This is a genomic window from Streptomyces sp. NPDC000348 (assembly GCF_042898795.1).
In the GTDB taxonomy this organism is placed as follows: domain Bacteria; phylum Actinomycetota; class Actinomycetes; order Streptomycetales; family Streptomycetaceae; genus Streptomyces.
Genome location: NZ_JBIAZD010000012.1, coordinates 186917 through 198865, shown reverse-complemented (window position 1 = coordinate 198865; position 11949 = coordinate 186917). Strand labels below are relative to the sequence as shown.

11 protein-coding genes are annotated in these 11949 nt (G+C 73.2%); 7 read left to right on the top strand and 4 right to left on the bottom strand.

Going from position 1 to position 11949, the window contains the following annotated elements:
* Positions 1–21: 21 nt before the first annotated feature.
* The gene (locus ACFY3N_RS24010; RefSeq protein WP_390818753.1) at positions 22–738 is read left to right on the top strand and encodes a class III extradiol dioxygenase subunit B-like domain-containing protein; all 717 of its coding nucleotides are present in this window, start codon (positions 22–24) and stop codon (positions 736–738) included.
* A gap of 76 nt (positions 739–814) precedes the next feature.
* Here ACFY3N_RS24010 and ACFY3N_RS24005 read toward each other — a convergent pair whose 3' ends face one another.
* On the bottom strand, positions 815–1081 hold the full coding sequence (locus ACFY3N_RS24005) for an antitoxin (protein WP_390818752.1): 267 nt from the start codon (positions 1079–1081) through the stop codon (positions 815–817).
* 23 nt (positions 1082–1104) lie between these two features.
* Complete coding sequence (locus ACFY3N_RS24000; protein ID WP_390818751.1) at positions 1105–1374, bottom strand: hypothetical protein; 270 nt, start codon at positions 1372–1374, stop codon at positions 1105–1107.
* 182 nt (positions 1375–1556) lie between these two features.
* Between ACFY3N_RS24000 and miaA the strand changes: the two genes are divergently transcribed.
* The 6 genes from miaA (at position 1557) to hflX (ending at position 9809) form a co-directional block, all read left to right on the top strand.
* Positions 1557–2495: a tRNA (adenosine(37)-N6)-dimethylallyltransferase MiaA gene (gene miaA, locus ACFY3N_RS23995; protein ID WP_390818750.1), complete on the top strand. Its 939-nt coding sequence runs from the start codon at positions 1557–1559 to the stop codon at positions 2493–2495.
* Positions 2496–2603: 108 nt separating this feature from the next.
* Positions 2604–3110: a hypothetical protein gene (locus tag ACFY3N_RS23990; RefSeq protein ID WP_390818791.1), complete on the top strand. Its 507-nt coding sequence runs from the start codon at positions 2604–2606 to the stop codon at positions 3108–3110.
* A 67-nt stretch (positions 3111–3177) separates the two neighbouring features.
* On the top strand, positions 3178–4047 hold the full coding sequence (gene dapF, locus ACFY3N_RS23985; RefSeq protein WP_390818749.1) for a diaminopimelate epimerase: 870 nt from the start codon (positions 3178–3180) through the stop codon (positions 4045–4047).
* 298 nt (positions 4048–4345) lie between these two features.
* The gene (locus ACFY3N_RS23980) at positions 4346–6508 is read left to right on the top strand and encodes a RelA/SpoT family protein (protein WP_390818748.1); all 2163 of its coding nucleotides are present in this window, start codon (positions 4346–4348) and stop codon (positions 6506–6508) included.
* 100 nt (positions 6509–6608) lie between these two features.
* Positions 6609–8156: a M1 family metallopeptidase gene (locus ACFY3N_RS23975; RefSeq protein WP_390818747.1), complete on the top strand. Its 1548-nt coding sequence runs from the start codon at positions 6609–6611 to the stop codon at positions 8154–8156.
* 159 nt (positions 8157–8315) lie between these two features.
* A complete protein-coding gene (gene hflX, locus ACFY3N_RS23970) occupies positions 8316–9809 on the top strand; it encodes a GTPase HflX (protein ID WP_390818746.1) in 1494 nt (497 codons plus the stop codon).
* A 68-nt stretch (positions 9810–9877) separates the two neighbouring features.
* Here the strand turns inward: hflX and ACFY3N_RS23965 are convergent, their stop codons facing one another.
* On the bottom strand, positions 9878–10147 hold the full coding sequence (locus ACFY3N_RS23965) for a hypothetical protein (protein WP_390818745.1): 270 nt from the start codon (positions 10145–10147) through the stop codon (positions 9878–9880).
* 162 nt (positions 10148–10309) lie between these two features.
* Positions 10310–11527 (bottom strand): trypsin-like serine peptidase, encoded by a 1218-nt coding sequence (locus tag ACFY3N_RS23960; protein ID WP_390818744.1) that lies wholly within the window; start codon positions 11525–11527, stop codon positions 10310–10312.
* Between the last annotated feature and the right edge of the window lie 422 nt (positions 11528–11949).

Here is an 11949-nt window from a genome sequence, read left to right as displayed (position 1 = left end):
CGCCGCAGTAGGCTGTCGATCATGCTTGTCGCCGCCGCAGTCTGCCCGTGCCCGCCGCTGCTCGTGCCGGAGATCGCCACAGGGGCCGCCCCCGAGCTGGACACCGCGCGGGCCGCGTGCACGGACGCGCTGGGCGTGCTCGCCGCCGCCCGGCCCGATCTGCTCGTGGTCGTCGGGCCGGGGAACGGTGCCGGGCCCGAGACCTACCCGGAGGGCGCCTCGGGATCCTTCCGGGGCTTCGGCGTCGGCCTGGACGTACGGCTGGGACCGGACAGGGGCGTGCCGGCCGGGCGGGAACTCCCGTACGGGCTGGCCGTGGGCGCCTGGCTGCTGGGCCGCACCGGATGGGCGGACGCCCCCGTGGAGGGCCTGGCCGTGGGGGATTCCCTCGCGGCCGAGCGGTGCGCCGAGGAGGGAGCGGCCGTCGCCGGCCGGGCGGAGCGGGTCGCGCTGCTGGTGATGGGCGACGCCAGCGCGTGCCGCACGCTCAAGGCGCCCGGCTACCTCGACGGTCGCGCGGCCCCCTTCGACGCGGAACTCGCGCGCGCGTTGGGCGCGGCCGACACCGGGGCCCTGCGTGCGCTGGACACCGGACTGGCGCGCGAGCTGAAGGTGTCCGGCCGGGCCCCCTGGCAGGTACTCGCCGGCGCGGCGGCCGGGAACCCGGACCTGGAGGGCACGCTGCTCTACGAGGACGCCCCCTACGGGGTCGGCTACCTCGTGGCCACCTGGGCGTAGGCGGCCACCGCCGGGAGAACGCGGCGGACGGCCGGGAGCCCTCGGTGTGCTCCGCGGCCGTCCGCCGGCGTGCCGCTCAGGAAGCGGGCGGCGACCCGGCCGGCGGCGTGGTCGTGCCGCCCGCGCCGGGGTCGTGCCGGTGCGCGAGTCGGTCCACGGCGCCCTTGGCCTTGCCCGTACCCGTCTGGATCCGGTCGCTGTACTTGCCCTTGGTCCGCTCGTCGACGGTTCGCGCGGCCCTGTCCAGGCCGTGCTGGATCCTGTCCTCGTGCTGGTGCGCGAGGTCGGAGACCTTGTCCTTGGCCGGGCCGAGCCTGGCCTTCAGATTGTCCAGGAGCCCCATGATGCACCTTCCCTCGCGGCCGTCTACGTGCGGGCGCCCTCACCGGTCTCGCTGCCGGCCGCCTCGGCGGACTGCTGCTTCGGGATCTCGACGGTGTCGGTGCCGGTGACCTCGTCGGCCTCCTTCTCCGCCGGCCCGGCGGCCTCCGGCGCCTCGGCCGGCCCCTTCGGCTCCGCGGCCCCGGCCGCACTCTCCGGGTCGGCCCCGGCGGCCGCTTCGCCGGACCGGGCCTCGGCGGTCCGCGTCTCCTCCGTGGCCTTCGACCTCCGAAAAAGCCGTGCAAAAACGCCCATATCCACTCCATACGTTACTCGTGCGGGCGAAATCCCGCGTTGCCCGGTGCGTCCGTTCGTGTGACCCGGGCCGCCGCCCCTGTGATCCGGCGGCAGGAACCTCGCAACGGGCAACGAACCGGCGGCCGTCGCGTCACGTAACCCGTTCGAGAGCCGGACGGAAGGTTTGCGAGACTGGATCGGTGAGCAGCGCACCCCTCGCCCCCCGCGTCATCGCCGTCGTCGGCCCCACTGCGGCCGGAAAGTCCGATCTGGGGGTATTCCTGGCCCAGCGGCTCGGCGGCGAAGTCGTCAACGCCGACTCCATGCAGCTCTACCGGGGGATGGACATCGGCACCGCCAAGCTGACGCCCGAGGAGCGCGGCGGCGTCCCGCACCACCTGCTCGACATCTGGGACGTCACCGTCACCGCGTCCGTCGCCGAGTACCAGCGGCTGGCCCGGGAGCGGATCGACGCGCTGCTCGCCGAGGGGCGCTGGCCCGTCCTCGTCGGCGGTTCCGGCCTCTACGTCCGCGGCGCCGTCGACAACCTGGAGTTCCCGGGCACCGACCCCGGGGTGAGGGCCCGTCTGGAGGAGGAGCTCACGCTGCGCGGCCCGGGGGCGCTGCACGCCCGCCTCGTCGTGGCGGACCCCGAGGCCGCGCGGGCGATCCTGCCGAGCAACGGCCGCCGCATCGTCCGCGCGCTCGAGGTCATCGAGATCACCGGAAGACCTTTCACGGCCAACCTCCCGGGGCACGACTCGGTCTACGACACCCTCCAGATCGGCGTCGACGTGGCCCGCCCCGAGCTGGACGAGCGGATCGCCCGCCGGGTCGACCGGATGTGGGATGCCGGCCTGGTGGAGGAAGTGCGCGCACTCCAGGCGCAGGGGTTGCGCCAGGGGCGTACGGCGTCGCGCGCGCTCGGCTACCAGCAGGTGCTCGCGGCGCTCGCCGGGGAGTGCACCCTGGAGGAGGCGCGGTCCGAGACGGTCCGTGCCACCAAGCGCTTCGCGCGCCGTCAGGATTCATGGTTCAGGCGCGATCCCCGGGTGCACTGGTTGAGTGGGGCCGCGGCGGACCTGACGGAACTTCCGCGGCTCGCGTTGTCGTTGGTCGAACGACCGGTTACAGCCTGATCACGTCATGGCATCGGGACGCCCAGGCCGTCATCCGGGCCTGTGACGCCGTGCCATCATCGAGCTTCGATCGACCAAGTGGAGTCCTAGTTGGGAGGGCGCGTGGCGATGGAGGCCGGCCCTCGTGACACCGCACACGGCACCGAACACCTCACCACCGAGCGGGGTGCACCGGAGCAGGAGACGACCGACCGCCTCAGTCCGGACGGACCGGACGAGACGCAGGGCGGCGTGACCGACGACGGCCCCGAGCCGGACGAGATGTTCGCGGGCGGTGACGAGGTCGAGGTCGAGCTGCGCCCGCAGCGCCGGCTGCGCATCTGGCAGCTCGCGCCCATCGTCGGGCTGGCCGCGCTCGGCTCCCTGATGTTCGCCTTCCCGCTCGCCTTCGACTTCGGCGACAGCGGCGCAGTGATCGCCATGCTGGGGCTGCTGATCTGCTCCTGCGCGGCCGGCTGGGGCATGATGGCCGCCCGCAGGGTGGGCTCCACCTGGCCGGGCCTGCCGCCCCGGGGCTCCGGGCGCAGACCCGACTGGCGGGTCGTGACCGCCTACGCCGTGATGGTCGCCGCGGTGGTGGCCCTGGCGGTCTGGCGGGTGGCGCGGCTCCGCTGACGCCTCCCCGCGCGTACCGGTCCACCGGCGGCGGCGTGCTGTCAGGGGCACCCCTTACGATCGAGGGATGAGCACGCGGATCGCCTTCCTCAAGGGGCACGGCACGGAGAACGACTTCGTGATCGTCCCGGACCCCGAGAACGCCATCGACCTGGCCCCGGCCGCCGTCGCCGCCCTGTGCGACCGCCGCGCGGGCATCGGCGGCGACGGACTGCTGCACGTGGTGCGGTCCGCGGCGCACCCCGAGGCGCGGGCCATGGCGGCGCGGGCCGAGTGGTTCATGGACTACCGCAACGGCGACGGCTCGATCGCGGAGATGTGCGGCAACGGAGTGCGGGTGTTCGCGCGCTACCTCCAGCGCGCCGGGCACGTGTCCGAGGGCGACATCGCGGTCGCCACGCGCGGGGGCGTGAAGACCGTGCACATCGCCAAGGACGGTGACATCACCGTCGGCATGGGCCGGGCGCTGCTCCCCGAGGGCGACGTCACCGTGAGCGTCGGCGGGCGCAGCTGGCCGGCGCGGAACGTGAACATGGGCAACCCGCACGCCGTGGCCTTCGTGGACGACCTCGCCCACGCGGGCGATCTCCTCACCCCGCCCCCGTTCGGCCCGGCATCCGCCTACCCGGACGGCGTGAACGTGGAGTTCGTCGCCGACCGCGGCCCGCGGCACGTGGCGCTGCGGGTGCACGAACGCGGATCCGGCGAGACCCGCTCCTGCGGCACGGGCGCGTGCGCGGTCGCCGTGGCCGCCGCCCGCCGCGACGGCGCCGACCCGAGCGTCACCGGCACCCCGGTGACGTACACCGTGGACGTGCCCGGCGGCACCCTCGTGATCACCGAACGGCCCGACGGCGAGATCGAGATGACCGGTCCGGCGGTGATCGTCGCCGAGGGCGTGATCGAGCCCGAGTGGCTGGAGAACGCCCTGCGCTGACCGGGGCGTCGGCTCGGTATGACAGCCTCCTGCCTGGCTGGCGGGCGCATCCGCAGGGCCGGAAGGGTGCTCGCCTTCAAGATCATGGAGAACCCCCGGCCCGGTGGCGTGAAAAAGCCCCTGGTCGACCTTCGCTCGAAGGGGTGATCCGTTTCACGCTCGGCCGGAGGCGGTCGGTCCGAGGGGGTCCGGCTCGGTAGCATCAAGCACCGGCCCGGACGGGGGGCGAACGCCGTTCCCTGAGCCCGAGTCCGCCCTGGGGCGCGTCGTCCGCCGGTCCACGCAGCCGGAGGTGCCCATGAACGCGGAGGCCGCGAATCCTGCGACCCCAGGCCCTGTGACATCTGGTCACGTCACGCCCGCGGGGTCGCGCAGGAAGGCCCGCCCCCGGCTCGACCTGCGCCGACTGGGCCGTGCCGCGCTGCTCGGCCCCGCCGCCCGCGACCGGCTCCCCGACGCCATCGGACACGTGGTCGACGCCCACCGCGCCCACCACCCCGACGCCGACCTCGAACCCCTGCGCCGCGCCTACCTCCTGGCCGAGTCCTCCCACCGCGGCCAGATGCGCAAGAGCGGTGAGCCGTACATCACGCACCCGCTCGCGGTGACCCTGATCCTCGCCGAACTCGGCGCCGAGACCACGACGTTGACCGCCTCCCTGCTCCACGACACCGTCGAGGACACGGAGGTGACGCTGGATCAGGTGGGCGAGCAGTTCGGCGAGGAGGTCCGCTATCTCGTCGACGGCGTCACCAAGCTGGAGAAGGTCGACTACGGCGCCGCCGCCGAGCCCGAGACCTTCCGCAAGATGCTCGTCGCCACCGGCAACGACGTCCGTGTGATGTCGATCAAACTCGCCGACCGGCTGCACAACATGCGCACCCTCGGCGTGATGCGCCCCGAGAAACAGGAACGCATCGCCAAGGTGACACGTGACGTCCTGATCCCGCTCGCCGAACGGCTCGGCGTCCAGGCGCTCAAGACGGAACTGGAGGACCTGGTCTTCGCGATCCTCCACCCCGAGGAGTACGAGCACACGCGCGAGCTGATCGTCCGCAACGCCGCCCGCGCGGACGACCCGCTCGCCGACGTCGCCGACGACGTGCGCAAGGTGCTCCGCGAGGCCGACATCACCGCCGAAGTCCTCATCCGTCCGCGCCACTTCGTCTCCGTGCACCGCGTGTCCCGCAGACGCGGGGCACTGCGCGGCGCCGACTTCGGCCGGCTGCTGGTGCTGGTGAACGAGGACGCCGACTGCTACGGCGTCCTGGGCGAGCTGCACACCTGCATGACGCCCGTGGTCTCGGAGTTCAAGGACTTCATCGCCGTACCGAAGTTCAACCTGTACCAGTCGCTGCACACCGCCGTGGCCGGTGCGGACGGACAGGTCGTCGAGGTCCTCATCCGCACCCACCAGATGCACAAGGTCGCCGAGGCCGGGGTCGTCGCCCTCGGCAACCCCTACGCCGCACCGCCGGAGGAGCAGTCCGCGAGCGACGGCGAACGCGTCGACCCCACCCGGCCCGGCTGGCTCTCCCGGCTGCTGGAATGGCAGCGGGCCGCGCCCGACCCCGACACCTTCTGGTCCACCCTGCGCGAGGACCTCGCCCAGGACCGTGAGATCACCGTCTTCCGCCCCGACGGGGGCACCCTGGGCCTGCCCGAGGGGGCGACCTGTGTGGACGCCGCCTACGCGCAGTACGGCGAGGACGCCCATGCCTGCATCGGGGCCCGGGTCAACGGCCGGCTGGCGACCCTGAGCACCGTCCTCAAGGACGGCGACACCGTTCAGTTGCTGATGGGCCAGGACGCGGCCTCCGAGCCCTCCCGGGAGTGGCTGGAGCACGCCCACACCCCCGCCGCGCGGATCGCCATCCAGCGGTGGCTGACCGCCCACCCCGCACCGGACGAGGCGCCCGGGACCGAACCGGAGGAGGTCGCCCGGCCGCTCGCCGACGACCCCGCGCCGTCACCGGCCCCGGCCGCTCCGGCCCCCGGCCGTCCCACCGCCGCCCAGGTCCTGGCCGACCGGGCCGGCGCGACCGTACGGCTCGCCGGCTGCTGTACGCCCGTACCGCCCGACGAGGTGACCGGCTTCGCCGTGCGCGGGGGAGCGGTCACCGTGCACCGGACCGGGTGCGCCGTGGTGGCGCGCATGAGGAGCGCGGGGCGCGCGGAGGTCGGCGTGCGCTGGGGGGAGGGCGCCGAGTGCCGGGTCACGCTGGTCGCGGAGTCCTTCGTCCGCCCGCATCTGCTCGCGGACCTCACCGAGGCCATGGCCCTCGAAGGCGCCGAGATCGTCTCCGCGACCGTCGAACCCCCGGACCGGCAGCAGGTGCGGCACACCTACACCGTGCAGCTGCCGGACGCCGCCCACCTGCCCGCCCTCATGCGCGCGATGCGCGAGGTGGCCGGCGTGTACGACGTGAGCCGGGCCCAGCCGCAGGCCCCCGGCGCCTGACCGGAGCGCGGAGCGTCCGAGCGGCGGTGTGATTACCCGATCGGGTGGGCCGGAAGCGCGCCGTCACCGCGGCACACGCGCGCGCTGATAGCCGTGGGGAATGCTGCTCATCCCCCACAGACGAACCCTCCGCACCGGGACCGGTCGCACACGTCACCGCCGGACGGCCACGGCGCTGCTCGCCTCCGCCGGCTCCGTCTGCCTGCTCGCCGCGAGCGCCCCCGCCGTCCCGCTCGGCATCGGTGACCGGCTCTTCCCGCACCTCGGCAACCCCGGATACGACGTGCTGGCGTACGACATCGCCCTCGACTACCCCGGCCGCAACGACCGGCCGCTCGAAGCCGTCACCACGATCGACGCCCGTCTCACCGCCGACCTGGACCGGATCAACCTCGACTTCGCGCACGGCACGGTCCGCTCCGTCGAGGTCGACGGCGGTCCGGCCGGCTTCACGGGTGCCGGAGAGGACCTGGTGATCACGCCCGAGGACGGCCTGGACGAGGGCGAGCGGACCAGGATCACCATCCGGCACACCAGCGACCCCGTGGCCGCCGAGGGCCGCGAGGGCGGCTGGGTGCGCACCGCGGACGGCCTCGCCATGGCCAACCAGGCCGACGCCGCCCACCTGGTGTTCCCGTGCAACGACCACCCCTCGGACAAGGCGCTGTTCACCTTCCGGATCACCGCCCCCGACGGCCACACGGCCGTCGCGAACGGGCTGCCCGCCGGCGTCGACCGCACGCGCGGGGCCGCCACCTGGACGTACCGGACCCGCCACCCCATGGCCACCGAACTCGCCCAGGTCTCCCTCGGCCGTTCCACCGTCCTGCGCCGCACCGGCCCGCACGGGCTGCCCCTGCGGGACGTCGTGCCCACCGCGCACCGCGCGGAGCTCGAACCGTGGACGGCGAAGACCCCCGCCCAGATCTCCTGGATGGAGGAGCGGGTGGGCCGCTACCCGTTCGAGACCTACGGCCTGCTCCTCGCCGACGCGTCCACCGGCTTCGCGCTGGAGACCCAGACCCTCTCCCTCTTCGAACGGGACCTGTTCACCGATCCGGCCCTCCCCGCCTGGTACGTCGAGTCGATCATGGTGCACGAGCTGGCCCACCAGTGGTTCGGCAACAGCGTCGGCCCCCGCACCTGGTCCGACCTGTGGCTCAACGAGGGCCACGCCACCTGGTACGAGGCGCTGTACGCCGAGGAGCGGGGCGGCAGAACCCTCGAGGCCCGGATGAAGGCCGCCTACGAGGCGTCCGACGGCTGGCGAGCGGCCGGCGGACCCCCCGCCGCGCCGAAGCCCCCGGAGCCGGGCCGGAAGATCGGCATCTTCCGGCCGAACGTCTACTCCGGCGCCGCGCTCGTCCTGTACGCCCTGCGCGAGGAGATCGGCCGCGCCGCCTTCGAGCGCCTGGAACGCGACTGGGTCACCCGCCACCGCAACGGAACCGCCTCCACCTCCGACTTCGTCCGGCTGGCGTCCCACGTCGCCGGACGCGACCTGACCGGCTTCCTGCGCCCCTGGCTGTACGGAGCCACGACCCCGCCGATGCCGGGCCACCCGGAATGGACGTCCGCGGCCCGGTCCGCGCCGCCCGCCCGGCGGCCGGTCGCCCCCGCGCATCGACCGGGCGGAAGCCGGGAATAACACGGTGACGAGACGAGCCGTACCGTGCGACCATCGTCAGGTCCGCACAGCACGGGAGCCGGGAATCTCCCGGACGTCCCGGACGTTGTGGACAGTGACGGAGGGTCCCGCGGACCGGCTCCGTCGCCGCAGAAGGTTCACCGACGACGTAAGGACCCAATGACCTCCTCTTCTTCCCCTTCCCAGGACACCAAGCGCCTCGCGCACACCCATCCCGAGGGTCTTCGGGCCGATGCCCTGATGGAAGAGGACGTCGCCTGGAGCCTCGACATCGACGGAGAGCGGGACGGCGACCAGTTCGACCGCTCCGAGCGCGCGGCCCTGCGCCGTGTCGCCGGCCTCTCCACCGAGCTCGAGGACGTCACCGAGGTCGAGTACCGGCAGCTCCGCCTGGAGCGGGTCGTGCTCGTCGGGGTGTGGACCTCGGGAACCGTGCAGGACGCGGAGAACTCCCTGGCGGAGCTCGCCGCCCTCGCGGAGACGGCGGGCGCCCTCGTGCTCGACGGCGTGATCCAGCGCCGCGACAAGCCCGACGCCGCCACCTACATCGGCTCCGGCAAGGCCGAGGAACTGCGCGACATCGTGCTCGACACGGGCGCGGACACCGTCATCTGCGACGGTGAGCTCAGCCCCGGCCAGCTCATCCACCTCGAGGACGTCGTCAAGGTCAAGGTCATCGACCGCACGGCCCTGATCCTCGACATCTTCGCCCAGCACGCCAAGTCCCGAGAGGGCAAGGCGCAGGTCGCGCTCGCGCAGATGCAGTACATGCTGCCGCGGCTGCGCGGCTGGGGTCAGTCGCTGTCCCGTCAGATGGGCGGCGGCAAGGGCGGCGGCCTCGCCACCCGTGGTCCCGGTGAGACCAAGATCGAGACGGACCGGCGTCGGATCCGCGAGAAGATGGCGAAGATGCGCCGGGAGATCGCGGAGATGAAGACCGGCCGCGAGATCAAGCGCCAGGAGCGCAAGCGCCACAAGGTGCCGTCCGTGGCCATCGCGGGCTACACCAACGCCGGCAAGTCCTCGCTGCTCAACCGCCTCACGGGCGCGGGCGTGCTGGTCGAGAACGCCCTGTTCGCGACCCTCGACCCGACCGTGCGCCGGGCCGAGACCCCGAGCGGGCGGCTGTACACACTGGCCGACACGGTCGGCTTCGTCCGGCACCTGCCGCACCACCTGGTCGAGGCGTTCCGCTCCACGATGGAGGAGGTCGGCGACGCCGACCTGATCCTGCACGTGGTGGACGGTTCGCACCCGGTCCCGGAGGAGCAGCTGGCCGCCGTGCGCGAGGTGATCAGGGACGTCGGCGCCACCGACGTACCCGAGATCGTGGTGATCAACAAGGCCGACGCGGCCGATCCGCTGACGCTCCAGCGGCTGCTGCGGGTGGAGAAGCGCTCCATCGCGGTCTCGGCCCGCACCGGCCGGGGCATCCCGGAGCTGCTGGCGCTGATCGACAGCGAGCTGCCCCGCCCGTCCGTGGAGATCGAGGCGCTCGTGCCCTACACCCACGGCAAGCTGGTCGCCCGCGCCCATGACGAGGGTGAGGTGATCTCCGAGGAGCACACCCCGGAGGGCACCCTGCTCAAGGTGCGGGTGCACGAGGAGCTGGCGGCGGAACTCACGCCGTACGTTCCCGCCCCGGCCGGCTGAGCCGCTCACGGCAGAGTGAAGGCCCGCCCCCTGCTCACGGCAGGGGGCGGGCCCTCGTCATGCGCGGATCACCGGCCGCCGTAGGTCTCGCTCATGTTCCGGTACAGCGCCTCGGCGTCCTCGCCGAGCCGTGGGCCCGCCGGCCAGGTGTTGTCCATCGGACCGATCGAGGTGTCGGACGGGATCTTCACCTCGCCGCCGTCGCCGTCGGCGGCCCGGGAGGCGGTGGCGCCGGGCTTGCCGTCCGCCTCGTCCCTTCCCGGAACCGCCGCAGGTGGTCGCGGTGAGCGCCGGGACGGCGACGAGTCCGGCGGCGGTGAGGACGGTGCGACGGCCACGCCCGAACGGCGCGGACGCAGGTGTGGACCCCATGGTGCGACGACCGCCGTGAAAGCGAACGGATGCGCCGCCGCGCGTGCGTGCTCGGCCCGGGCTCCGGCGCCGGGTGCCGTCACCCGTCCGGTCCCGCGCGCGGCGGCACGCGGGACCGGACGTGCCGGTCACCGGCCGGCGAACTTCTCGCTGACCGCGTCGTACACGCCCCTGGCCTCGTCGCCCAGCCGCGGACCGGCCAGCCAGCCCGACGTCACCGGGCCGATGGAGGTGTTGGACACCAGCGCCGGCTTCCCGTCCGAACCCGTCGCGACCCAGCCGCCGCCGGACGAACCGGCGGTCATGCTGCACCCGATGCGGTACATCGTCGGGTCCGACGCGCTGAGCGACAGCCGACCGGGCTCGTCCTGGCAGCGGTACAGCGTCTGGCCGTCGTACGGCGGGGCGGCCGGGTAACCGATCGCCGTGATCTCCTCCACCTCCGGCACCGCGGGAGCGCCGAAGTCCACCGGGAGGGCCGAACCGACCGTCTCCTCCAGCGACTTGCCGCCACTGCCCTTCTCCGGCGTCACATGGATGACCGCGAAGTCGTACGAGGCGCCGTCCCCGCCCGTGGAACCGCCCTGCTCGATCCACTGGTCCGAGGTCTGCGCCCAGTCGCCCCACCAGACGCCGTGCGGAGCGATCTCCTCCTTCGTGGCGGTCTCCAGCTCCTTCGCCGACCTGCCCGCATCGTTGTACGACGGCACGAAGGCGATGTTGCGGTACCAGCCGCCCTTCTTGCCCGCGTGCACACAATGGCCCGCCGTCCACACCATGTTGGACTTGCCCGGGTTGGCCGGGTCCTGCACCACCGTGGCCGAGCAGACCATCGTGCCCTCGGGCGAGTCGAAGAACACCTTGCCCGCCGTGGGGGCGTTGGCGTGGTACGACGGCGCGACGGCCTCCGCCCGCACCGGCTCCGGAGTCGGGTCCGTCACGCCCTGGTCACCGGAGATGTCGCTCTCGTCGACCTCCTGGTCCGGTTCCTCGGCGTCCCGCATGCGGTCCGGGTCCCACAGGTCCTCGATGATCGGGTTGATGAAGTCGTTGGCCTCGCGGAGCCAGTCGTCCTTGCTCCAGTCCTTCCAGGCGCCGTTCCTCCACTTGTCGACGTCGATCCCGTGCTCCTTGAGCCGGTCCTTGATGTCGTCCGGGATCTTGAGCTTGCCGTCGTCGGCAGCGGCCGTCGTGGAGCCCTCGGCGTCGGCGTCGGTGTCCCCCGAACCGCAGGCGGTGGCGGTGAGGGCGAGCGCCGAGGCGAGTGCGACAGCGGCCAGGACGGGGGAGGTCCGGCGTGCCCGCCCCCCTCGGCGAGCGGTGGACGACGGCCGTATGGATCGCATGATCTGACTCCCCCTGGAACGAACGGACTTGGTGCTTCGGCCGTGATCCCGCCCCGGCCCGCGCGGAGTTCGGGGGCGCTCCCACGGCCTTCGGGAACGGCACCACACACTATGCGCTCGCTGCGGGGGACGTCCGACGGAACGGCAACGGTTCGGCTACAAGCCGCCTGACCTGGCCGATCGTCCGGAGATACGCCGATGTGAGGGCGGTGGGAACCGGGTTGCCGGACCAGGGGGCCGGGGATCCCGGAGCGACCCGTTCCGAGGCCGGCGGTCCCCGGGTTGCCGGACCGGGGGGCCGGGGATCCCGGAGCGACCCGTAACCCGGTGGGTGGTCCACGGTTGGTAGCGGTGGGGGTCCGCCGCCCGCACGCGGACGCCCCCCACACACGGCGGCCCGCGACCGCCCGCGGGGAGCCCCG